Below are 23,578 nucleotides of genomic sequence, written 5' to 3' on the forward strand. Positions count from 1 at the left end.
GTGAGTCCCATTGTCAGAGGTTCTTCTGGATCTCCGCCCACTGGCGCTCGACGTCGTCGAGGCCACCGCACATGAAGAAGGCCTGCTCAGCGATGTGGTCGTAGTCGCCGTCGGCGATCTTCGTGAACGCCTCCACCGTGTCGGACAGCGGCACGGTCGAGCCTTCGATGCCGGTGAACTGCTTGGCCACGTAGGTGTTCTGGGACAGGAACCGCTGGATCCGGCGAGCGCGGTTGACGAGGATCTTGTCCTCTTCCGAGAGCTCGTCGATACCGAGGATCGCGATGATGTCCTGCAGCTCCTTGTTGCGCTGGAGGATCGACTTGATGCGCACCGCGGTGTTGTAGTGGTCCTGCGCGATGTACCGCGGGTCGAGGATGCGCGACGTCGAGGTCAGGGGGTCCACGGCCGGGTAGATACCCATCGAGGCGATGTCACGGGACAGCTCGGTGGTCGCGTCGAGGTGCGCGAACGTCGTCGCCGGCGCCGGGTCGGTGTAGTCGTCTGCCGGTACGTAGATCGCCTGCATCGAGGTGATCGAGTGACCACGCGTCGAGGTGATGCGCTCCTGGAGCACGCCCATCTCGTCGGCGAGGGTGGGCTGGTAGCCCACGGCGGACGGCATACGTCCGAGCAGCGTCGAGACCTCGGAGCCGGCCTGGGTGAAGCGGAAGATGTTGTCGATGAACAGCAGCACGTCCTGCTTCTGCACGTCGCGGAAGTACTCGGCCATCGTCAGCGCCGACAGGGCCACGCGCAGACGCGTGCCCGGCGGCTCGTCCATCTGGCCGAAGACGAGGGCGGTCTGGCCGAGGACGCCGGCCTCCTCCATCTCTACCATAAGGTCGTTGCCCTCACGGGTGCGCTCGCCGACGCCGGCGAACACCGACACACCACCGTGGTCGCGAGCCACCCGGGCGATCATCTCCTGGATGAGCACCGTCTTGCCCACACCGGCGCCGCCGAAGAGGCCGATCTTGCCACCCTGGACGTACGGGGTCAGCAGGTCGATGACCTTGATGCCCGTCTCGAACATCGTGGTCTTGCTCTCGAGCTGGTCGAAGTCGGGAGCCTTGCGGTGGATGCCCCACCGCTCGGTGACCTCGAGCTTCTGGCCCTCCTCGAGGTTGAGGCACTCTCCGGTCGTGTTGAACACCTTGCCGAGGGTCACGTCGCCCACGGGCACCGAGATCGGACCGCCGGTGTCCGCCACCGCCGAGCCGCGCACGAGGCCGTCGGTCGGCTGCAGCGAGATCGCGCGGACCATGTTGTCGCCGATGTGCTGGGCGACCTCGAGGTTGAGGTTCTTGGTCTCGCCGCCGAGGGTCACCTCGGTGGTGAGCAGGTTGTACTGCTCGGGCATCGCGTCTGGCGGAAACTCCACGTCGACGACGGGGCCGATGATTCGAGAGATGCGTCCGACGCCGCCCGCGGCCGGGGCCGTCGCAGTGTCGCTGACAGTTGCGGTCATGGTGGTTGGTTCCTTACCTGGGGCGGGTTACTTCTGTGCGTCGGCGAGGGCGTTCGCGCCGCCCACGATTTCGCTGATCTCTTGGGTGATGCCCGCCTGGCGGGCCTGGTTCGCGAGCCGCTCGTACTTCTTGATCAGCTCGCCCGCGTTGTCGGTGGCCGACTTCATCGCCCGCTGGCGGGCGGCGAGCTCGGAGGCGGCCGAGCTGAGCAGCGCGGTGAAGACGCGGTTGCGCACGTACTTCGGCAGGAGCAGGTCCAGGACCTCGGACACACTCGGCTCGAAGGAGTACTCGGGCGGGATCTGCCCGTCCTCGTAGGTGTTGACCGTGAGGTCGATCTCCTCCTCGCCCACGTCGTCGGCGTCGACCACCTCGAGCGGCAGCAGGCGCAGGACGTGAGGCTCCTGGCGGACCATCGAGCGGAACTGGGTGTACACGAGGTGGAGCTCGTCGTTGCCACCCTCGTCGAAGTCCTTGAGGAAGTCGGCGACGATCCGGTCGGAGATCTCCTTGGCGTTCTCGAACGTCGGCGCGTCCGAGAAGCCCTCCCACTCGGCGGCATACGGCCGCTTGCGGAACTTGTAGTAGCTGATCGCCTTGCGACCGACGAGGTACGGGACGACTTCCTTGCCCTCGGCGGTGAGGCGCGCAACGAGCTCCGCGCTCTCCCGGATCGCCGACACGGAGTAGGCACCGGCGAGGCCGCGGTCCGCTGTGATGATGACCACGCCGGCCCGCTTCGAGGTCTCCTTGGCCGTCGTCAGCGGGTGGTCCTCGTTGGTGTTCGAGGCCACGGCCGAGACGGCACGCGTCAGCGCGGTGGTGTACGGCATCGCCTCGGCCGCCTTCTGGCGGGCCTTGACGACGCGAGCCGCCGCGATCAGCTCCATGGCGTTGGTGATCTTCTGGATGGACCGGACGGACTTGATGCGCTGGCGGTAGATCCGCATCTGCGCTCCCATGTGCTCCGCCTCTCTGTGTCTCGAAAGTCTGGTCGTGCGTTCGTGGTGGTCGGCCGGTATGCCGCTGGGCCCGGGAGGCCTAGCGGCATACCGTCGTCAGCGCTGCTTGACGATCTTGGCCTGGGTGACGTGGTCCTCGTCGATCTCGTCGAACTGCTCCACGCCGGCCTCGAGGCCGTCGCGACCGGTGCCACGGAAGGTGAACTTCACGTCGTCGACGACCTTCTCGAGCGCGGCCTCGGTGTCCTCGTCGAGCTTGGCGGTCTCGCGGATCGTCTGGAGGATCTTGCCCTCACGACGAAGCGTGTCGAGCAGGTCCGACTCGAAGGGGCGGACGTCCTCGACCGCGATGTCGTCGAGACGGCCCGTCGTGCCGCACCAGATCGAGACGACCTGCTCCTCGACGGGGTACGGCGAGCTCTGCGGCTGCTTGAGCAGCTCGACGAGCCGCGCACCACGAGCCAGCTGCGCCCGTGATGCAGGGTCGAGGTCCGAGGCGAACATCGCGAACGCCTCCATCGCACGGAACTGGGCCAGGTCCAGCTTGAGACGGCCGGCGACCGACTTCATCGCCTTGATCTGAGCCGCGCCGCCGACTCGGGAGACCGAGACGCCCACGTCGATGGCCGGACGCACGTTGGCGTTGAACAGGTCGGCCTGCAGGTAGATCTGGCCGTCGGTGATCGAGATGACGTTGGTCGGGATGTAGGCCGAGACGTCACCCGCCTTCGTCTCGATGATCGGCAGACCGGTCATCGAGCCGTGGCCGAGGTCGTCCGACAGCTTCGCGCAGCGCTCGAGGAGCCGCGAGTGCAGGTAGAAGACGTCGCCGGGGTACGCCTCGCGGCCCGGCGGTCGGCGCAGCAGCAGCGAGACGGCGCGGTAGGCCTCAGCCTGCTTGGACAGGTCGTCGAACACGATGAGGACGTGCTTGCCCTGGTACATCCAGTGCTGGCCGATGGCCGAGCCGGTGTAGGGGGCGAGGTACTTGAAGCCGGCCGAGTCGGACGCGGGCGCGGCCACGATCGTGGTGTACTCCAGCGCGCCGGCCTCCTCGAGGGTGCCGCGCACGGACGCGATCGTCGAGCCCTTCTGGCCGATGCCGACGTAGATGCAGCGGACCTGCTGGTCGGGGTCGCCCGACTCCCAGTTGCGCTTCTGGTTGATGATCGTGTCGATCGCCACGGTGGTCTTGCCGGTCTGGCGGTCGCCGATGATGAGCTGGCGCTGGCCGCGGCCGATCGGCGTCATCGCGTCGATCGACTTGATGCCGGTCTGCAGCGGCTCGTGCACCGACTTGCGCTGCACGACCGTCGGCGCCTGCAGCTCCAGGGCGCGGCGCCGCTCGGACTTGATCTCGCCGAGGCCGTCGATCGGCTTGCCGAGCGGGTCGATGACCCGGCCGAGGAAGTCGTCGCCGACCGGGACCGACAGGACCTCGCCGGTGCGCTTGACCGTCTGGCCCTCCTCGATGCCGGCGAAGTCACCGAGGATGACGACACCGATCTCGTGGACGTCGAGGTTCAGCGCGAGGCCGAGCGTGCCGTCCTCGAACTGGAGCAGCTCGTTGGTCATGGCCGAGGGCAGACCCTCGACGTGGGCGATGCCGTCACCGGCGTCGCTGACGCGGCCGACCTCTTCGCGCGCAGCGGCGCCGGGCTCGTAGGACTGGACGAACGAGTCCAGGGCGTCCCGGATCTCCTCCGGACGGATCGAAAGCTCCGTCATGTCAGATCTTCTCCTCGTTTCGACCCGTGTCGGGCCGGTGGTTTCTCTGGGGCTTGGGGCGAGGTGGTGCGGGCGCCTCAGGCACCCATGGCGCGGCGGGCCGCGTCGAGCTTGCGAATGACGGTCCCGTCGATGATCTCGTCACCGATCTCGACCTTGACGCCGCCCATGACCCGAGGGTCGACGACGGTGTTGACGTGGACCTTGCCGCCGTAGATGGCGGACAGGCCGGCCGCGAGGCGGTCCCGGTCCTCGTCGGTGAGGGGGACGGCCGAGGTCACCGTGGCCGTCTGCTGGTCGCGGCGGCTCGCCGCGATGTCGAGGTACTTCTCGACCGTCCGGTCGAAGCGGCGACCCCGCGGCGCGACGACGGCCTGGCGGGCCAGGGGCAGCGTCTCGGGAGCGACCTTGCCCGCAAGCAGGGTCGAGACGAGCTCACCGCGCTTGTCGGCCGGAGCCGAGAGGTCGGTCAGCGCGCTGCGCAGCGCCGAGTCGGCGGCGACGATCCGCTCGAAGCGGAACAGCTCGTCCTCCACTCGGTCGGCCCGGTCGGACGTCTCGGCCTCGGCGACCACGGTCTCGACGGCATACGCCTCGATGGCGTCCGAGAGGTCACGCTCGCTGCTCCAGCGCTGGTTGACCACGCCTTTGACGACGACCAGGGTCTCGGCGCTGACCTTGCCGCCGAAGAGGCGCTCGGCGAGCGCGGCCTTGTCGGCCCCCTCGCGGGAGGGGTCACCGAGTGCGCGGCGCAGGTTGGCGCTGCCGTCGAGAACGCCGACGACCGCGAAGAGCTCCTCGGCCAACCGCGAACGGTCGGCACCGGCGGCGAGTGCGCCGGTGAACGCGTCGCGGCTCGCGGCCGCAGCTGCGCGTGAGGATCCCTGCATCAGCGCTCTCCGACCTTCTCGCGGACGACGTCGCCCGACTCGAGCTCGGCAAGGAAGCGCTCGACGATGCCCTTCTGGCGGGTCTCGTCGGCGAGCGACTCGCCGACGATGCGACCGGCCAGGTCGGTCGAGATGCGGCCCATGTCGGTCCGGAGCGAGACCATCGCCTGCTGGCGCTCGGCCTCGATCTGCTTGTGCGCCGTCTCGGTGATCCGGGACGCCTCGGCGACGGCGTGCTCGCGCATCTCGGCGATGATCTGCGCGCCCTGGGCCTTGGCGTCCTCGCGGATGCGCGCGGCCTCGGAGCGAGCCTCGACGAGCTGCGCCTGGTACTGCTCGAGCGCGGCCTGGGCCTGGGCCTGGGCCTCCTCGGCCTTGTTCATCCCGCCCTCGATCGCAGCCGTGCGCTCGGCATAGATCTGCTCGAGCCGCGGCACGACCCGCTGCTTCACGACGACGTAGAGGATCGCGAAGACCGCCAGGCCGAAGAAGAACTCGAGCGGGTGCGGGATGATCGGTGCCGCGGTGGCCCAGAAGCCCTCTTCGCCGCCATCAGCGGCTCTGAACACTGCTTGCATGCGGGTCTCCTAGAGAGAAACGAACGGGAGCGTCGGAAGCTGGATGCCGGGACGGGCTCAGCCGCGGAAGACGAACGCGAGGGCGATACCGAAGATCGCGAGGGCCTCGGTGATGGCCATGCCGAGGAAGGCGATCGGCTGGAGCATGCCGCGGGCCTCGGGCTGACGGGCAACGCCGTTGATGTACGCGGCGAAGATCAGACCGACACCGATACCGGGGCCGATGGCGGAGAGGCCGTAACCGAGGATGGCGATGTTGCCAGTCATGTTGTTTCCATTTCCTTCTGGTCGGTCCTGCTGGCGGTTACCAGCAGGGCTTTCGGTGAAGCGGTCGGGTGGTGCGGGTCCAGCGGGTGGGGCGACGACTGTCGGCTCAGTGCTCGTCGGCGATGGCGCCGCCGATGTAGAGAGCCGCCAGGAGGGTGAAGACGTAGGCCTGCAGGAACTCGACGAGGAGCTCGAAGAGCGTCATGACGAAGGCGAAGACCCAGGTCACGGCCCCGGTGACGACGAGGAACCCGCCGGAGGTGAGCATGTACCAGCCGCCGGTGATGAACAGGACGATGAGGATGTGGCCGGCGAACATGTTGCCGAAGAGTCGCAGCGCCAGGGTGACCGGCCGCGTGAACAGGTCGGTGATCAGCTCGAGGAAGAAGATGGCCGGGACCATCGCCTTGGGCAGGCCCGACGGGACGAGCGACTTCCAGTAGCCGATGAAGCCGTGCTTCTTCATGCCGACCACGTGGAAGACGATCCAGACGATGAGCGACAGCGCGATGGGGAAGCCGATCCGGCTGAAGGTCGGATAGCTGAACGGCGGGATGACGCCGAAGAAGTTGTTGACCAGGATGATCGTGAACAGCGAGAAGAGGAGCGGGACGAACCGCAGGAACTCCTTGCTGCCGATGAGGTCCTTGGCGATGCCGTTGCGCACCAGGCCGTAGACCGCCTCGGTGACCATCTGGGAGCGGCCAGGGACCAGCGCCTTCTTGCGCGTCGAGGAGAGCAGGTACCAGATGATGAGGCCGGCCGCCACGATCATGAGCAGGATCGGACGGGTCACCGCCCAGGGACCGTCCGTCCCGAACAGCGGCTGCCAGAAGTCCTCGGTACCGGGCGCTGTGTAGTCCGTCGGCGCGGCGGCCACGATGCTCACGGGTTACTCCTTTGTAGGTTCTGGGCAGTTCGGGTGACGTCAGACGTCATCGGCGCGGGCCAGGTGCGCGCAGAGGTGGTCCGCACACGTTCCCTCGTCCGCGGGCGGTCCGGTGCCGAGCCGGCGAGCGGCTCGGAGGCCGGGCTCAATGGGTACCGTATCGGAACCAGATCAGGTAGAGCGACAAGGCCATCCCACCCACGATCCCCACTCCGACCAGCCACGTCGTGCCGAGCCAGTGGTCGAGCAGCGCACCGAGGCCGCCGTAGATGAGCGGGCCGGTGAGCAGGTAGGCGACGGCCTTCCAGGCAGAGTTCTGCTCGGCCATGTTGAACCGGCGCAACTGCTCCTGCGGGTCGTCCTCCGGCCGCTCCGACGGGTCCGACGGCTCGGTGGGCTCGGTGGGCTCGGGCGTGGACATGCGTACCTGCCTTCTCACGACTTCTCACGCGGCTCACCCGTCTGCTCGGGGTCACTCACCCCAGCGGCGGGCGCAGCGGGCGCCTGGTTGCCGGGGTCGAGCGAAGCCGCACCGTCGGGGTCGTACGCGAAGATCCGCAGCCGCTTGTACGACCGCATCTCGAAGAAGATCCACACCACCGCGCAGACGATGATCGACACGCCCACGGCATACCCGGACACCCAGCTGACGTCGCGGAGCAGGAACATCACGACGCCGAGCACGACCACCTTGAAGGTGTAGGTGATCATCACGACGATCATCACGGTCGTCGGCGCCAGGTCGGCCGTCCGCTTCATGACCAGCAGCGTCAGGCTGAAGAAGAACATGACGAGCAGCGCGCCGACGGCGGCGGACCAGGCGGCCTTGGGGCTAGAGAACAGCCCGACGACGACGCAGACGAGCCCCGCCAGGGCCGTCGGCGGCAGGGAGCCCCGGAGAAGCTGCGCGAAGGCATCGGACTGTGATGCGGTGCGGGCCGGGATGGAGCTCAAGGAAACCTGCCTGGGTGCGTCGTGAGGCGTAGAGCCGGCGGGGCGGGGATCAGACATACGCTGCTGGATTGTGTTGTGCGGAAAGGGCTTCCGCGCCCTGTGGAGTGGCCTTCACAGACTCTCCTCAGGTGCTTGTGAATGCTATCACAAGCGTTCGGACGGCCTCCACCGCGGTAGCCAGACGGTCAGGACCACCCCGAGAGCGGCCGCCGCCGACACGACCACGAGGGGTCGCCAGCCGTCCCAGATGACGAAGGAGACCGAGCCGAGGGCGACGATCGCCGCCCACAGGTAGAGGATGAGGACCGCCCGGCGGTGACCGTGCCCGATGCGCAGCATCCGGTGGTGCAGGTGCATGGCGTCCGGGTGCCAGGGCCGCTGCCCCGCCCGGGTGCGGCGGATCACGGCCAGGACCATGTCGAGCAGGGGGAGCAGGAGCACCGCGAGCGGCACCACGATCGGCAGGAACGCGGCAGACACCTCGTTCGCGCTCACCTGCCCCGGGTCGACGTTGCCGGTCAGGGTGATCGTTGCTGCCGAGAGCAGCAGCCCGAGCGTGAGGGCGCCCGAGTCACCCATGAAGAGCCGGGCCGGGTGGAAGTTGTGCGGCAGGAAGCCCGCGCAGACCCCCACCAGGGCGGCCGAGATGAACGTCGCGGTCGAGAAGACGTTCGCCGGGACGAACGACCGCGACACGATGTAGCTGTACATGAAGAACGCGAGCGCGGCGATGCCCACGACGCCCGCCGCGAGACCGTCGAGCCCGTCGATGAAGTTGACCGCGTTGGTCCACACCATGACCACGATGACCGTGAAGAGCACGAGCACGGGCGTCGGGAGGATGGTCGTGCCGAAGATCGGCAGCGACAGCAGCTGGACGCCGGTGTACGCCATGAGTCCGGCGGCCAGCATCTGCCCGGCCAGCTTGGTCAGCCAGTCGAGCTCACGGATGTCGTCGAAGGCACCTATGAGGCACACGACCCCGCCCGCGGCCACGACGCCGAGGATCTGGCGGGTCGAGAAAAGCGAGCCGAGGTAGGGCAGCGCCCGCGCCACGAGCGCCGCAGCGACGAACCCGATGTAGATGCCCACTCCCCCGAGGCGCGGGATGGGCGTCTTGTGGACGTCGCGCTCGCGCACCGCGGTGAATGCGCCGGTCGCCACGGCGAGGCTGCGGACGAAGGGTGTGGCGATGTACGTGACCGCGGCGGCCACGATGAGGACGAGAACGTACTCGTGCACCTACCGACCTTCGTTCGGACGCTGAGGCAGGCTGCGTCAGCGGGGGTATGCCGGGAAGCGCGTCACGAGGTCGGTGACCTCGGCGCGGACCTCCTTGCTCACGGGGTGGTCGGGGTCTGCGTCACCCTTGGTCACTGCCGTGTGGATGAGCGTGGCGATCTGCTTCATCTGCTCGGTCCCCATGCCCTGGGTCGTGACCGACGGGGTGCCCACCCGGATGCCCGAGGCGATGTTGGGCTTCTGCGGGTCGAACGGGATCGCGTTCTTGTTGAGCACGATGCCGGCAGCGTCGGCACGCTCCTCGGCCTCCTTGCCGGTCACCCCGACGCCCTGCAGGTCGAGCAGCGAGAGGTGCGTGTCCGTGCCGCCCGTCGTGGGGCGGATGCCGACCTCCAGGAGGCTGGCCGCGAGCTGCTTGCTGTTGGCGATGACGTCGCGGGCGTACTGGGCGTACTCCGGCGTCCCGGCCTCCTTGAAGTTCACCGCCTTGGCCGCGATGGTGTGCATCTGCGGGCCGCCCTGCATCATCGGGAACACCGCGCGGTCGAGCGCCGTGGCGTGCTCGGCCTTGCACACGAGCGCGCCGGAGCGCGGGCCGCGCAGCACCTTGTGCGTCGTGAAGGTCACCACATCGGCATACGGCACCGGCGACGGGATCGCCTTGCCCGCGACGAGGCCGATGAAGTGGGCGGCGTCGATCCACAGGATCGCCCCGACCTCGTCGGCGATGGCGCGGAAGCGCTCGAAGTCGATGAGCCGCGGGATCGCCGAGCCGCCCGCGCAGATGACCTTGGGGCGGTGCTCCCTTGCGAGCTCCTCGACCTGGCCGTAGTCGATGTTCTCGGTCTCCTTGTCGACGCCGTAGTGCACGGCGTTGAACCACTTGCCGGAGAAGGAGACCTTGGTGCCGTGCGTCAGGTGGCCGCCCATCGGCAGGCTCATGGCCAGGATCGTGTCGCCCGGCGCCATGAACGCGCCGTAGACGGCCTGGTTGGCGCTGGCGCCCGAGTGTGGCTGGACGTTCGCGTGGTCGGCCTCGAAGAGCGCCTTGGCCCGCTCGATGGCGATGGTCTCGGCCTTGTCGACCTCCGAGCAGCCGCCGTAGTAGCGGCGCCCGGGATAGCCCTCGGCGTACTTGTTCGACAGCGTCGAGCCGAGGGCGGTCAGCACAGCGGGCGAGCTGATGTTCTCGCTCGCGATGAGCTGCAGGCCGCCACGGATGCGGTCGAGCTCGGAGACGAGGACTCCGGCGATGTCGGGGTCGAAGGTCTGCAGGGCGCCGAAGTCGGAGCCGTAGAACGTCGTGTCGTCAGCCATGGGACATCTCCGGGTTGCGGGCGGGGTACGTGCGAGCGCGAGCCAACTCTATGCCGTCGGCGCAGGGCCGTCCGAGTGAACCTCCTCGGCCCGCGGAGCCGGCGGGGCGGCCGCGTCGGCGGGCGGAGTAGGCGGGGCGGGCGCCTCGAGCTCCGGCTCGGCAACCTCCGCCGCGGCGGGCGGAGTGGACGGGGCGGGCGCCTCGAGCTCCGGCTCGGCGACCTCCCCGCCGATGGGCTCGTCGGCCACCTGGTCCGACTCCGGCGCCAGCTCCGGCTCCGACTCGAGCTCTGACTCGAGCTGTGACTCCAGCTCGGGCTCGTGCTCGATCGCTGCGACGATGTCGTCCTGGGAGATCGCGCCGAACCGCAGGGTCACGGGCGCCTCTCCGGTGCAGTCGACGATGGTCGAGGCCTCGCCCTCGACGGCGGTGCCGCCGTCGAGGTAGACCGCGACCGACTCACCGAGCATGCCGAGAGCCTCGTCCACCGTGCTTGCGGCGGGATCGCCCGTGGTGTTGGCGCTCGTGACGGCCATCGGGCCGATGTCGGCGAGCAGCTCGAGGGCGATGGCGTTGTCGGGCACCCGAAGGGCCACCGTGCCGTTGGTCTCGCCGAGGTCCCAGTGCAGCGAGGTCTGCGCCTTGAGCACGAGGGTCAGCGGGCCGGGCCAGAACTTCTCCATGAGCCGCTGGGCGTAGTCGGGCACCTGGGTGGCCAGGCCCTGGGCGGTCCGCGCAGTCGGGATCAGCACCGGTGGGGGCATGTCGCGGCCGCGGCCCTTCGCGGCCAGGACGGACGCGACCGCGTTGGCGTCGAAGGCGTCGCAGCCGATGCCGTAGACGGTGTCGGTCGGCAGCACGACGACCTCACCCCGCCTGACCGCTGCCGCTGCGGCGGGGATGCCGTCCGCACGTCCGTCGGGATCGGTGCAGTCGAAGCGCTCACTCACGCGGGGAAGCCTACTTCCGCCGGCTGCGGCCCGGCACCGAGGTCCACCGCGCGTCGCGCCGTCGTGACGCGTGGACGCCCGGACAGGTCGGGGTGGTCGGCGAGGTCGTGCCACTCCCCCGTGGCCGCGAGGCGGCGCGGGAGGCTCTCGCCCTGAGAGTCGGCGTGCTCGACGAGCACGAGGCCGCCGGGCCGCAGCAGGGCGGCCGCGGTCCGCACGACGGCCAGAGGAATGGCCAGCCCGTCCTCGCTGCCTCCGTAGAGAGCAACTTGCGGGTCGTGGTCGCGAACCTCCGGGTCGAGCGGCACGGCGCCGACCGGGATGTAAGGCGGGTTGACAGTGACGATGTCGACGGTGCCCACCCAGTCCGGAAGACACGGGCGCGTCGCGTCACCCTGCGTCAGGTCGACATCGAGGCCGAGCCGGTCACGGTTGGCGGTCGCCCAGGCGAGGGCCTCCACCGACAGCTCGACCCCGCGGATCTCGACGCCGGGCCGCTCGTCCGCGATCGCGAACGGGATCGCCCCCGACCCGCTGCACAGGTCGACGACCCTCGCAGGCCGGTCGCCCTGGCGGCCATGCTCGCCACGGTCCTCGTGCTCGTCGCCTGCGTGCGCCGTGAGGCGGTCGACCTCCTCGATCGCGAGCTCGACGAGCACCTCGGTCTCCGGGCGCGGCACGAAGACGCCCGGGCCCACGGCAAGGGTGAGCCGCCGGAAGTGCGCCCGGCCGGTCAGGTGCTGGAGCGGCACCCGGCGGGCACGCTCGTCAAGGAGTGCGGCATACCTCGTGGCGAAGGTGTCCGGGAGCGCGCCGCCGAGGACCATGAGTCGGCGCACCTCCTGCGTCGGCACCCCGAGGACGTATGCCGCGAGCTCCACCGAGTCGACGTCGGGCGAGCCGACGCCCGCGTCGGCGAGCCGGGCGGCGGCGCCGCGCACCAGGGCGCGCAGGCCGCTCACGACCCGGCGAGGGCCGCGAGCTTGGCGGCCTCGTCGGCATCGAGAGCGGACTGCACGACGGGGTCGAGGTCGCCGTCGAGCACACCGTCGAGGTTGTACGCCTTGTAGCCGGTGCGGTGGTCCGAGATGCGGTTCTCGGGGAAGTTGTACGTGCGGATCCGCTCGGAGCGGTCGACGGTGCGCACCTGGGACCGGCGGGCCGCTGATGCCTCTGCGTCGGCCTCGTCCTGGGCCTGCTGGTGCAGGCGGGCGCGCAGGACGCGCATCGCCGCCTCCTTGTTCTGAAGCTGCGACTTCTCGTTCTGGCAGGACACGACCAGTCCCGTGGGCAGGTGCGTGATCCGCACGGCCGAGTCGGTCGTGTTGACGCTCTGGCCGCCGGGGCCCGAGGAGCGGTAGACGTCGATCCGAAGGTCGTTGGGGTCGATTGTCACCTCGACCTCCTCGGCCTCGGGCATGACCAGGACACCCGCGGCCGACGTGTGGATCCGGCCCTGCGACTCGGTGACCGGGACGCGCTGCACCCGGTGGACGCCTCCCTCGTACTTCAGCCGCGCCCATGGGGCCTCGCCGAGCCCAGGAGCGCCCTTGGCCTTGATCGACACGCGGACGTCCTTGTAGCCGCCGAGGTCGCTCTCGGTCGCGTCCTCGATGGCTGTCTTCCAGCCGCGCCGCTCGGCGTAGCGCAGGTACATCCTCAGCAGGTCACCGGCGAACAGGGCGGACTCGTCACCGCCCTCGCCGGCCTTGACCTCGAGGATGACGTCACGGTCGTCCTCGGGGTCGCGAGGTACGAGCATGCGGCGCAGGTGCTCCTCGGCCTCGGCGCGCGCCGCCTCCAGCTCCGGCAGCTCGGCCGCGAACGACTCGTCCTCGGCCGCCAGCTCACGCGCGGCGTCGAGGTCGCCGGCCGCGGCCTGCCAGGCGCGGGCCGCGGCCACGGTGGGGGCCAGTGCGGCATACCGCTTGTTGAGGGTGCGCACGAGGTCCTGGTCGCCGTGCACGGCGGGGTCGGCCAGCCGGCTCTCGAGGTCGGCGTACTCCTGCAGGATCGACGTCACTGAATCGTGCACTGGGCACCTCTTCGCTGGGAACGTTGCCGCAAAACGAACGCCGGCCCCCGGCGACCGTAGTCGCGGGAGCCGGCGTGCGGGAGACCTACTTGGCGGCCTTCTTGCCGTAGCGAGCCTCGAACCGGGCCACGCGGCCACCGGTGTCGAGGATCTTCTGCTTGCCGGTGTAGAACGGGTGGCACTGCGAGCACACATCAGCCGAGATGTGGCCGGAGGTCGCGGTGCTGCGGGTGGTGAACGTGTTGCCACAGGTGCAGGTGACCGTGGTCTCCACGTATGCGGGGTGAAGGTCCTTCTTCAACGTGATCTCCTTGGTATGAGTGGCCGGGTCGGCTGCAGGCATGCATCGTGCCGTGAACCGGTCCAAAGGAAGAGTGTGCCAGAACAGGCGCACGAGACCCAAAACGCAGCCGAGGCCCCCCGCATTCCCGCGCTGCGGCCCCATCCGTGGTGCCAGCCGCACGGTCGATCGTGCGCTCGGCACCACACGGGTCACGCGGCTCGCGCCGAAGCCAGGCGGTGGGCGCGCATGACCTGCTCCATGAACCGGAAAGGTTGCAGACGGAGCCCCAAGACCGGGATGCGCAGGACCTGCTCGCCGGCGATGACAACCTCGTTCTGGCGCAGCGCGTCGTCGACGGTGTTGAGCGCCAGCGCGTGATGACCACCATCCACTTCCACGACGAGCCCCACGTCGTCCCACCCAACGTCCAGATAGACGCGACCGCCCGGAAGGACGCGCACCGCCTGTCGCGTCGGCTCGGCAAGGCCGTGCCGCCGGCACAGCCCCGCAAAGTCGAGCTCTCCGAGCGACTGGGCCCCGTCGCAGACATCGAGAACGACCTGTCGAAGGAAACCCTGACGGCTTCCCGGTCCGGAGCTGGTCCACGCATCGAGAAGGCGACGGGGTGTCGTCAGCCGCTGCTGGAGTGGAAGGCAGACAAGCAACGCTGCCTGGCGATCGGACCTGGCCCATCGCGCCGCTCTGATGGTTGCCTGCTCCGGTGTCGCCCGGGGAACCCCAACCGTGGTGATCGGTCCGAGCGCACGCCGTCGGTGCAGGGAGACTCCGTCGACGGCGTGCCGCCGGTTGTTCGTGGGGATGCTGACATCGATCGTGCTCAGCTCGTAGCCGCTCAGTCCCGCCGCGACGAGGGCAGATGCACCATCGAGCACGGCACCACCGCCGCTCTCCCAGACGGCTCGCCACAGCAGCGCCTTTCCCATCGGCGGATGGTTGCCGATGACAACGGTGTGCCTCCCGGCGCGCATCCACCGTCCCGCATCGATCTCGGTCTGGACGTCGTAGCGGCTTACCCCTGCAGCGCGCAGGTCGCGACGGTGGGCGATGCCATCGGTTGAACTGGCGAGCTCGGCAGCGACAGCGGCTCGCCTAGCACGGGCGACGCGGGTAGGGGGTCTGGATGGGCTGGTCACCTGGCCCAGGGTGCCTGAAGTGGCGCTTCGGCCGTCTGGGCGCTGTGGACAAGGTCAGCGTGTGGTGCCAGGCGCACGGCGGAGCCTGCAGTTGGCACCACACAGTGGCTCAACCGTATGCCGCCCGGCCAAGCCGGGCGGCATACGGTGCGTCAGTTCTCGTCGTCGAGGCGAATGCTGCTGGTCTGCTGGACCTGGAGCAGGAACTCGTAGTTCGTCTTCGTCTTCTTCAGCCGGTCGATGAGCAGCTCGATCGCCTGCTGCGGGTCGAGTGCCGCGAGCACCCGGCGCAGCTTCCACATGATCTTCAGCTCCTCGGCCGCGAGGAGGATCTCCTCGCGGCGCGTGCCCGAGGCGTTGATGTCGACGGCAGGGAAGATCCGTCGGTTCGCGAGGTCGCGGTTGAGCCGCAGCTCCATGTTGCCGGTGCCCTTGAACTCCTCGAAGATCACTTCGTCCATCTTCGAGCCGGTCTCGACGAGCGCGGTGGCCAGGATGGTCAGCGAGCCGCCGTTCTCGATGTTGCGGGCCGCCCCGAAGAACTTCTTCGGCGGGTAGAGGGCCGCGGAGTCCACGCCACCGGAGAGGATGCGGCCGCTCGCCGGCGCGGCGAGGTTGTAGGCGCGACCCAGCTTGGTGATCGAGTCGAGCAGGACGACGACGTCGTGACCGAGCTCGACGAGGCGCTTGGCGCGCTCGATGGCGAGCTCGGCCACGGTGGTGTGGTCCTCGGCCGGGCGGTCGAACGTCGAGGAGATGACCTCGCCCTTGACCGCGCGCTGCATGTCGGTGACCTCTTCGGGCCGCTCGTCGACCAGCACGACCATCAGGTGGCACTCGGGGTTGTTCGTCGTGATCGCATTGGCCAGCGCCTGCATGACCATCGTCTTGCCGGCCTTGGCCGGGGCGACGATGAGGCCACGCTGCCCCTTGCCGATGGGGGCGACCAGGTCGATGATCCGCGTCGTCAGCTGGCCCGGCTCGGTCTCGAGGCGCAGCCGCTGCTGCGGGTAGAGCGGCGTCAGCTTGCCGAACTCGACACGCTTGGCGGCCTCGTCCGGGGTGGTGCCGTTGACACTGTCGAGCCGGACGAGCGCGTTGTACTTCTGGCGGCCGACGTTGCCCGCCGGCTGCTCGCCCTCGCGCAGCGCCTTGACCGCGCCGGTCACGGCGTCGCCCTTGCGCAGGCTGTACTTCTTGACCATGCCGAGCGGCACGTAGACGTCGTTCGGTCCGGCGAGATAGCCCGACGTGCGGACGAACGCGTAGTTGTCGAGGACGTCGAGGATGCCCGCGACGGGGACGAGGACGTCGTCGTCGCCGACCTGCAGCTCCGTCTCGTTCCAGTCCTGGCCGCCCTGCGGACGCCCGCGCTTGCGGTCCCGGCTGCGCTGCCGGTTGCGGCTGCGCCGGCTGCCGCCACGCTCGTCGTCGTCGACCCGGGCCTGCTGGGCGCGGTTCTGAGCCTGGCCGGCCTGCTGGCCCTGCCTGTCGGTGTGCTCGCCCTGCTGACGCTCGCCCTGCTGACGGTCGCCCTGCTGACGGTCGCCCTGCTGGCGGTCGCCCTGCTGGCGGTCGTTCTGGCGGTCGCCCTGCTGGCGGTCGTTCTGACGGTCGTTCTGACGGTCACCCTGCTGACGATCACCCTGACGATCACCCTGGCGGTCACCCGGCTGGCGGTCGTTCTGACGGTCGACCTGACGGTCGCCCTGCTGACGGTCGCCCTGCTGACGGTCGCCCTGCTGACGGTCGGCCTGCTGACGCTCGGCGCGGTCGTAGCGGCGCTCGGTGCGCTCGCCCGCGGAGACGGGCTGGTGGTCGTCCTGACCACGCTCGTCCGTGCGTGTGTCCGTGCGCGCCTCGGTGCGCTCTTCGCGGACCTCGGCCGGCGCGGTGGCGGCGCTCTCAGCGGGCGCCTCGGCACCGGTCGTGGCACCCGCGGGACGGCTCGCGCGGCGCGATGCCCGGGCGGGAGCGGCGTCGGTGCTGGCGGCCGAGCCTGCGGAGGCGGCGCCGGCAGCGACAGAGCCGCCGGCCTGGCGGGCCTTGATCGCCTCGACCAGGTCGCTCTTGCGCATCTTCGTCGTCCCGGTGATGCCCATCGAGGACGCGACGCCCTTGAGCTCGTCCAGTTTCATGGCGGACAGGCCGGAGACCGGACGGATGGATGTTTCTGACACGAAGGATCCTTCCCCCTCGTTTGCGACCCGGGCAGATGGCCACGGGCCGGACCACGGCCAGATCCTCTGGCCAACTGTGATGAACCACTTCGGCGCCGAACGCGCCCAGAGGCATGCAATGTCGCCTCAGCGTGGGGGTGATGCACCGCCTGCGAAGTCGCGGCGCTCGGTGCCCGGACAGAATACCACCCAGGGGCACCTGCCTGGCCGTAACGGCGCGACTGGTCGTCTCGATGCGCCTGATCCCCTGTCAGAGGGCCCTCGACTCGCATACGGGGCCGGATGCCGGCGATCGGGCCCTCAGGCAAGGCTCACTCGAGCGCCACGCGCCGGGATCCCCGGCGTCAGCCGGGCCCAGTGCGCCATCTCGTCGGGGGGCTGGACGCTGTCCGCCACCTGGCGCGTCGTGAGGACGAGCACGCTCGGCCCGGCGCCTGAGACGACGGCCGCGTGCCCCTGCGCCCGAAGCGTGTCGACCAGCTGCATGGTCGCGGGATAGGAAGATCGCCTGGCCTCCTGATGCAGCCAGTCCCTCGTCGCGGCGTGCAGATGGCCCGGGTCCGCGGTGAGCGCGTGCACGAGCAGCGCGGCACGGCCGGCTCCGGCCGCGGCAGCCCGAAGCGGCACCGAGTCGGGCAGCACCGCTCGCGCCGTGCGCGTGGCCAGCTGCGTCTCCGGCACGAAGACGACGACCTCGACGTCGGGATGCGGGTCGATCCTCGCGCTGACGGTGCGCTCGCCCCGGTCGAGCCCGGAACCGTCCGGCATCCAGCTGACGGTCAGCCCTCCGAGCACGCTCGCCGACGCGTTGTCGGGGTGGCCCTCCAGCTCGCTGGCGATATGGGCAGCGACCGCCAGGTCGATGGGCATCTCGCTCCCCCGGCCGCGCAGCGATGTCGACCTCGAGACCGAAAGTGCTTGTGCCGCAACCACACCCGCGACGATGGCGGTGGCCGACGAGCCCAGTCCGCGGCCATGTGGCACGCCGTTGCGCGCCTCGATGCGCAGCCCCGGTGGAGCCTCGAACCCGAGGACCGACCAGGTATGCCGCATGGTCGCGAGCACCAGGTGACGCTCGTCGGTCGGGACGTCGGCAGCGCCCTCCCCGGTCACCTCGACGAGGACCCCAGGGGCCTCGGAGGTGCTCACGACGTAGTGGTCCCAGAGGCCGAGAGCCAAGCCGATCGAGTCGAAACCGGGGCCGAGGTTGGCGCTGCTCGCGGGCACCCGCACCTCGATCGCGAGGCCGGCCCCGACGCGGCCCGGCACGCCCTCAGCCCTCCAGACCGAGCGCCTGGGCAGCCGAGAACGCGTCGACCGGCACGCGGGTCGGCACGACGTCTGACCCGTCGGGCGTCCGCAGCGCCCACTGTGGGTCCTTGAGCCCGTGGCCGGTGACCGTGCACACGATGCGCGCCCCGGCGGGGACGAGCCCTGCGGCGTGGCTGGCGAGCAGGCCGGCGACCGAGGCCGCCGAGCCGGGCTCGACGAAAACGCCCTCCCGAGCGGACAGGAACCGGTGGGCCTCGAGGATCTGCTCGTCGGTCACCGCGTCGATCCGCCCGCCGGACTCGTCACGAGCCGCGATGGCCTGGTCCCAGGACGCCGGGTTGCCGATCCGGATCGCGGTGGCGATCGTCTCGGGGTTGTCGATCGGGTGGCCCTTCACCAGCGGTGCCGCCCCGGCAGCCTGGAACCCCCACATGACGGGAAGCCTGGTGGCCGGACCGGGCCGGTCGCTCACCGTCGGGTCGGCGGAGTACTCGCGGTAGCCCTTCCAGTACGCCGTGATGTTGCCGGCGTTGCCCACGGGAAGACAGTGGATCTCCGGGGCGTCCCCGAGCGCGTCGACGATCTCGAAGGCCGCCGTCTTCTGGCCCTCGATGCGGGCCGGGTTGACCGAGTTGACCAGCTCGACGGGGTACGCCTCAGCGAGCTTGCGCGCGAGGGTCAGGCAGTCGTCGAAGTTGCCCTCGACCTGCAGGAGCGTGGCGCCGTGCGCGATCGCCTGGCTGAGCTTGCCCATCGCGATCTTGCCGTCGGGCACGAGGACGCCGCAGGCCATGCCGGCCTTCGTCGCGTATGCCGCTGCCGACGCGCTCGTGTTGCCCGTGCTCGCGCAGATGACCGCCTTCGCGCCCTTCTTGGCGGCCACGCTGATCGCAGTGGTCATCCCGCGGTCCTTGAACGAGCCGGTCGGGTTCAGCCCCTCGTACTTCAGGTACACCTCGGCGCCGACCAGCCCGGACAGCCGCTCGGCCGGGATGAGCGGTGTGCCGCCCTCGCACAGGGTCACCACCGGTGCGCCTTCGAGCATCGGCAACCGGTCGGCATACTCGGGGATCACGCCCCGCCACTGGTGAGCCATCACGAACCTTCCACACGCATCACAGAGTTCACGCCGCGCACGACATCGAGGGTGCGCAGCGCCTCGACGGTCCCCGACAGGGCGGCGTCGGTGGCCGTGTGGGTGACGATGATGAGGTTGGCCCGTGACACCGCACCCCACTCGTCCGGCACGAGGTGCTGCCGCACCGTCTCGATCGAGACGTCGTGGTCGGCGAACGCCGCCGCGACCTGGGCCAGCACGCCCGATCGGTCGTCGACGTCGAGGCTGATGTGGTACCTCGTCTGGGCGTCACCCATCGACAGCACGGGCAGGTCGGCGTAGCTCGACTCACCCGGGCCCAGGCCGCCGATGACCCGGTGCCGGGCCACGGCGACGAGGTCGCCGAGCACGGCTGAGGCCGTCGGGTCCCCACCTGCACCACGGCCGTAGAACATCAGCTGGCCTGCGGCGTCGGCCTCGACGAAGACCGCGTTGAACGCCTCGCGCACTCCGGCCAGCGGATGCGACCTCGGGATCATCGCGGGGTGGACGCGGACGCTGACGCCCTTGTCGCTGCGCTCGCAGATGGCCAGGAGCTTGACCACGCAGTCCATCTCGCGCGCCGCCACCACGTCCGCAGCGGAGACCTCGGTGATGCCCTCGCGGTAGACGTCGGTGCCCGAGACCCGCGTGTGGAAGGCCAGGGAGGCGAGGATCGCCGCCTTGGCGGCGGCGTCGAAGCCCTCGACGTCGGCAGTCGGGTCGGCCTCTGCATAGCCCAGCGCCTGGGCCTGCTCCACCGCGTCCGAGAAGCCGGCGCCGGTCGTGTCCATCTTGTCGAGGACATAGTTGGTCGTGCCGTTGACGATGCCGAGCACCTTGGTCACCGAGTCGCCGGCGAGCGACTCGCGCAGCGGGCGCAGCAGCGGGATCGCACCGGCGACCGCCGCCTCGTAGTAGAGGTCCACCCCGTGCTCAGCGGCCGCGGCATACAGCGCCGGGCCGTCCTCGGCGAGCAGCGCCTTGTTGGCCGTGACGACGGAGGCGCCGTGCTCCATCGCACGCAGGATGAGCGTCCGAGCAGGCTCGATGCCGCCGATCACCTCGACGACGACGTCCGCGCGGGTCACGAGGTCGGCGGCGTCGGTCGTGAAGAGGCCCGGGTCGACGCCGAGGTCGGACCGGTCGCGACCGGCACGCCGCACGGCGATGCCGGCGATCTCGAGCGGGGCTCCGACCCGCGCTGCCATGTCGTCGGCGTGCTCGGTGAGCAGGCGCGCGACGGCGCCGCCGACCACGCCGGCCCCGAGGAGGGCGACGCGCAGCGGCCTGCCTGGGCTGGGGGCGCTAACCACGTGTGAATCCTGCCGCCTGTCCGCGTGCTGGACGGTCATTGTTTCGGGATCCGGACAGCGGGAGCGCAGGATCTGCGCCCGTGGAACCCGCCCGTCGAAGCATCAGACGTCGAGTGCAAGAAGGTCGTCGATGGTCTCGCGCCTGACGATCACCCGGGCGACGCCGTCGCGGACCGCGATGACCGGGGGGCGCGGGGTGTGGTTGTACTGGCTCGACAGCGACCTGCAGTACGCGCCGGTGCCCGGGACCGCGATGAGGTCACCCGGCGCGACGTCGGACGGGAGGAACTCGTCCTTCACCACGATGTCGCCGCTCTCGCAGTGCTTGCCGACGACTCGGGCCAGGACCGGGTCCGCCGTGGAGTAGCGGCCGGCCACCGTGCAGGAGAAGTTGGCGTCGTAGAGAGCGGTGCGGATGTTGTCGCTCATGCCGCCGTCGACCGAGACATAGACGCGCTGGCTGCCGCCGTCGAGGTCGACCGGCTTGACTGTGCCGACCTCGTAGAGCGTGAACGTGCTCGGCCCCGCGATCGCACGGCCGGGCTCGACCGAGATCCGGGGCACCGCGACGCCCTCGGCCCGGCACTCGCGCTCGACGATCTCGGCCATCCCCGCCGCGAGGTTCTTCGGCGGGAGCGGGTCGTGCTCGGTCGTGTACGCGATGCCGAACCCGCCGCCGAGGTCGAGCTCGGGCAGCTCCACGCCGAGCTCCTTGGCGACCTGGGTGTGCAGGCCGAGGATCCGCCGCGCCGACACCTCGAAACCGGAGGTGTCGAAGATCTGCGAGCCGATGTGGCTGTGCAGGCCGAGCAGCCTGAGCGAGTCGGGACGAGCAAGGATGCGTCGAGCGGCCTCGAGTGCCTGCCCGCCGGACAGGGACAGCCCGAACTTCTGGTCCTCGTGGGCGGTGGCGATGAACTCGTGGGTGTGTGCCTCGACGCCCACCGTCACGCGGATGAGGACGGGCGCCACGACGCCCAGCTCGGTCGCCACCGCAGCGACCCGCTCGATCTCGTCGAAGGAGTCGATGACGATACGGCTCACGCCGTAGTCCAGGGCCGCGCGGATCTCGCCGACACTCTTGTTGTTCCCGTGCATGCCGATGCGCTCGCCCGGCACCCCGGCGCGCATCGCCACCGCGAGCTCGCCGCCGGTGCACACGTCGAGATGCAGCCCCTCGTCGGCGACCCACCGTGCCACCTCGGTGCACAGGAACGCCTTCCCGGCATAGAACACGTCGGCGCCACCGGACAGCGTGTCGAACACCTCGGCATACGTCTGCTTGAAATCCCTTGCGCGAGAACGGAAGTCGTCTTCGTCGATGACGTATGCCGGCGTGCCGAACTCGCGCGCAAGCTCAGTGACGCTCACCCCGCCGACGGTCAGTACACCGTCACTCCCCCGGCCCACCGACGCCGCCCACAGCGACGGGACGAGGGCGTTGACGTCAACAGGGGTCTGGAGCCACGCAGGACCGCGATAGCCCTCCGCGTGGAGCGCTCCGGCTTCGTGTGCGCGCATTGCTACATCCTTTCCGGGGCCGCCGCGCCGACGCGGGCGAGTCCATTGCGCAAGACGATGCGGGTGGCATCCGCGAGCGCCATCCGGGCACCGTGCACCGCCTCGACGGGGGAACCGAGGACCATCGGGCGCACCGGGTGCTGCCACTCGTCGGCGAGCGCTCCCACATCCACCAGGGCACGCTGGGTCTGTACAGCATCGCCGGCGTGGGTCCGGAACCGCTGCGGAAGGTCCGCCACGCCGACGAGCAGGTGCCGCTCGGAGACGTGGTTGAGCACCTCGAGGCGCGCCGCGGGACGGCGCTCCACACCGCAGGCTTCAGCGTTGCGGACCAGCCGGCACAGGCGGGCGTGGGAGAGCTGCACCCGGTGGACCGGGTCTGATGACGGACGCCAGCCGGGCCGCTCGAGCACGACCCGGTAATGGTCGCCGTCGGCCAGTGCGTAGACATCCTCGGCCTCACGGACGGTGCCGATGATCTGGGACCGCGCGCCGTCCGTGAGCGTGATCGCGATGAGTCCGGACGGTGCGACCTCGATGGCGGCGATCGGCTTCTGCCCGGTGAGACCTTGCGCCAGCACGCGGGCCAGATCTCGCGGGACGAGGTCCAGCGGCTGGGCCCAGCGCTGAGCCACCGGGGTCACCCAGTCGGCCACGACCCCGGCGACGCGCGGGTCGGTCGGGCGGAACAGCGGGCCCGGAGGCGGCCCGGCCAGTGCCTCGTCGGGCAGGGTGCCGAACCGGACGGCCCGGGCGGCGACGTCCTCGAGGAGGGCGCGCAGCTGCTCCGGCGTCATGGCGCCGAGTCTAGGGGTGGCCTCCTCGACGGCTCCCGGGAGTCGGTCCGCACCGGCTGGACGTCCTCTGTGAGGTTCTCGGCCCATCCTCGGCAGGGGCCATTCAACGTTCTGGCCCCTGGACTGCTAATCTCACCGGGCGCACGAAAGTGCGCACGCCCCCGTAGCTCAGGGGATAGAGCACCGCCCTCCGGAGGCGGGAGCGCAGGTTCGAATCCTGCCGGGGGCACCGACTAACGATGGCCGATCTGATGGCGCGGAGCGCCTTTCAGATCGGCCATCGTCGTCACGCCCCCGAGGGATTCGGGGAGAGCACGTCCGAGGAACGAGGACGTGGTCGGAGTCCTGCCGGGGGCACGCGATGAATGGCCCGGTCACGACCGCTGCGAAGCAAGGTCGAGGACCGGGCCATTTCGCGTGTCAGCGGCGGATTCGGGAGGAGCGAGGTACGAGCGACGGCTCCTGCCGGGGGCACTTCATCGACTGAGGCCGTGCTGACACCGCGAAGCGTGTCAGCACGGCCTCAGTCGATTCGTGCCCCCGAGGGATTCGGGGAGAGCACGTCCGAGGAACGAGGACGTGGTCGGAGTCCTGCCGGGGGCCCTTTCGCGTGTCAGCGGCGGATTCGAGGTATTCGGGTGGAGGTGATTGTTCGCGGCATAAGGCGACGTATC

The 23,578-nt window shown here is 69.9% G+C and carries 22 protein-coding genes and 1 tRNA gene; 1 reads left to right on the plus strand and 22 read right to left on the minus strand.

Features of this window, described 5'->3' with window-relative positions; genetic code table 11:
• Positions 1-13 precede the first annotated feature (13 nt).
• The 22 genes from atpD to ACYVLP_RS25490 form a co-directional block, all read right to left on the minus strand.
• Positions 14-1,471: a F0F1 ATP synthase subunit beta gene (atpD, locus tag ACYVLP_RS25385; protein WP_460630064.1), complete on the minus strand. Its 1,458-nt coding sequence runs from the start codon at positions 1,469-1,471 to the stop codon at positions 14-16.
• A gap of 27 nt (positions 1,472-1,498) precedes the next feature.
• Entirely contained in the window at positions 1,499-2,434 is a 936-nt protein-coding gene (locus tag ACYVLP_RS25390; RefSeq protein WP_460630065.1) for a F0F1 ATP synthase subunit gamma, read from the minus strand.
• Between the two features lie 96 nt (positions 2,435-2,530).
• Positions 2,531-4,162 carry a F0F1 ATP synthase subunit alpha gene (gene atpA, locus ACYVLP_RS25395; RefSeq protein WP_460630066.1) on the minus strand — a complete coding sequence of 544 codons (1,632 nt, stop codon included), beginning with the start codon at positions 4,160-4,162 and terminating at the stop codon, positions 2,531-2,533.
• A gap of 77 nt (positions 4,163-4,239) precedes the next feature.
• On the minus strand, positions 4,240-5,052 hold the full coding sequence (locus tag ACYVLP_RS25400; protein ID WP_460630067.1) for a F0F1 ATP synthase subunit delta: 813 nt from the start codon (positions 5,050-5,052) through the stop codon (positions 4,240-4,242).
• Positions 5,052-5,630: a F0F1 ATP synthase subunit B gene (locus ACYVLP_RS25405; protein ID WP_460630068.1), complete on the minus strand. Its 579-nt coding sequence runs from the start codon at positions 5,628-5,630 to the stop codon at positions 5,052-5,054. The genes ACYVLP_RS25400 and ACYVLP_RS25405 overlap by 1 nt, the downstream gene beginning before the upstream one ends.
• A 57-nt stretch (positions 5,631-5,687) precedes the next feature.
• The gene (atpE, locus tag ACYVLP_RS25410) at positions 5,688-5,897 is read right to left on the minus strand and encodes an ATP synthase F0 subunit C (protein ID WP_331888275.1); all 210 of its coding nucleotides are present in this window, start codon (positions 5,895-5,897) and stop codon (positions 5,688-5,690) included.
• A 106-nt stretch (positions 5,898-6,003) separates the two neighbouring features.
• Positions 6,004-6,786 (minus strand): F0F1 ATP synthase subunit A, encoded by a 783-nt coding sequence (gene atpB / locus ACYVLP_RS25415; RefSeq protein ID WP_460630069.1) that lies wholly within the window; start codon positions 6,784-6,786, stop codon positions 6,004-6,006.
• 145 nt (positions 6,787-6,931) lie between these two features.
• The gene (locus ACYVLP_RS25420; protein ID WP_460630070.1) at positions 6,932-7,207 is read right to left on the minus strand and encodes an AtpZ/AtpI family protein; all 276 of its coding nucleotides are present in this window, start codon (positions 7,205-7,207) and stop codon (positions 6,932-6,934) included.
• Positions 7,208-7,221: 14 nt separating this feature from the next.
• Positions 7,222-7,740 (minus strand): hypothetical protein, encoded by a 519-nt coding sequence (locus tag ACYVLP_RS25425; protein ID WP_460630071.1) that lies wholly within the window; start codon positions 7,738-7,740, stop codon positions 7,222-7,224.
• Between the two features lie 144 nt (positions 7,741-7,884).
• Positions 7,885-8,982 (minus strand): glycosyltransferase family 4 protein, encoded by a 1,098-nt coding sequence (locus ACYVLP_RS25430; RefSeq protein ID WP_460630072.1) that lies wholly within the window; start codon positions 8,980-8,982, stop codon positions 7,885-7,887.
• Between the two features lie 36 nt (positions 8,983-9,018).
• A complete protein-coding gene (locus ACYVLP_RS25435; RefSeq protein WP_460630073.1) occupies positions 9,019-10,299 on the minus strand; it encodes a serine hydroxymethyltransferase in 1,281 nt (426 codons plus the stop codon).
• Between the two features lie 48 nt (positions 10,300-10,347).
• The gene (locus tag ACYVLP_RS25440) at positions 10,348-11,250 is read right to left on the minus strand and encodes an L-threonylcarbamoyladenylate synthase (RefSeq protein ID WP_460630074.1); all 903 of its coding nucleotides are present in this window, start codon (positions 11,248-11,250) and stop codon (positions 10,348-10,350) included.
• On the minus strand, positions 11,247-12,212 hold the full coding sequence (gene prmC / locus ACYVLP_RS25445) for a peptide chain release factor N(5)-glutamine methyltransferase (protein ID WP_460630075.1): 966 nt from the start codon (positions 12,210-12,212) through the stop codon (positions 11,247-11,249). Before prmC ends, ACYVLP_RS25440 begins: the two co-directional genes overlap by 4 nt.
• Entirely contained in the window at positions 12,209-13,285 is a 1,077-nt protein-coding gene (prfA, locus tag ACYVLP_RS25450) for a peptide chain release factor 1 (protein WP_460630076.1), read from the minus strand. Before prfA ends, prmC begins: the two co-directional genes overlap by 4 nt.
• A gap of 85 nt (positions 13,286-13,370) precedes the next feature.
• The gene (gene rpmE, locus ACYVLP_RS25455; RefSeq protein WP_452268704.1) at positions 13,371-13,586 is read right to left on the minus strand and encodes a 50S ribosomal protein L31; all 216 of its coding nucleotides are present in this window, start codon (positions 13,584-13,586) and stop codon (positions 13,371-13,373) included.
• Positions 13,587-13,777: 191 nt separating this feature from the next.
• Entirely contained in the window at positions 13,778-14,722 is a 945-nt protein-coding gene (locus ACYVLP_RS25460) for a hypothetical protein (protein WP_460630077.1), read from the minus strand.
• Positions 14,723-14,874: 152 nt separating this feature from the next.
• Entirely contained in the window at positions 14,875-16,860 is a 1,986-nt protein-coding gene (gene rho / locus ACYVLP_RS25465; RefSeq protein ID WP_460630366.1) for a transcription termination factor Rho, read from the minus strand.
• Positions 16,861-17,202: 342 nt separating this feature from the next.
• Positions 17,203-18,171, minus strand: a complete 969-nt coding sequence (thrB, locus tag ACYVLP_RS25470; RefSeq protein WP_460630078.1) for a homoserine kinase — start codon at positions 18,169-18,171, stop codon at positions 17,203-17,205.
• 4 nt (positions 18,172-18,175) lie between these two features.
• Complete coding sequence (thrC, locus tag ACYVLP_RS25475) at positions 18,176-19,270, minus strand: threonine synthase (protein WP_460630079.1); 1,095 nt, start codon at positions 19,268-19,270, stop codon at positions 18,176-18,178.
• Positions 19,270-20,586 (minus strand): homoserine dehydrogenase, encoded by a 1,317-nt coding sequence (locus tag ACYVLP_RS25480; RefSeq protein ID WP_460630080.1) that lies wholly within the window; start codon positions 20,584-20,586, stop codon positions 19,270-19,272. The genes thrC and ACYVLP_RS25480 overlap by 1 nt, the downstream gene beginning before the upstream one ends.
• A gap of 102 nt (positions 20,587-20,688) precedes the next feature.
• Positions 20,689-22,107 carry a diaminopimelate decarboxylase gene (gene lysA, locus ACYVLP_RS25485; RefSeq protein WP_460630081.1) on the minus strand — a complete coding sequence of 473 codons (1,419 nt, stop codon included), beginning with the start codon at positions 22,105-22,107 and terminating at the stop codon, positions 20,689-20,691.
• A gap of 2 nt (positions 22,108-22,109) precedes the next feature.
• Positions 22,110-22,904, minus strand: a complete 795-nt coding sequence (locus ACYVLP_RS25490) for a DALR anticodon-binding domain-containing protein (protein ID WP_460630082.1) — start codon at positions 22,902-22,904, stop codon at positions 22,110-22,112.
• 157 nt (positions 22,905-23,061) lie between these two features.
• Here ACYVLP_RS25490 and ACYVLP_RS25495 point away from each other — a divergent pair.
• Positions 23,062-23,133, plus strand: a tRNA-Arg gene (locus ACYVLP_RS25495).
• The last annotated feature ends 445 nt before the right edge of the window (positions 23,134-23,578 follow it).

Source organism: Intrasporangium mesophilum (assembly GCF_054783095.1).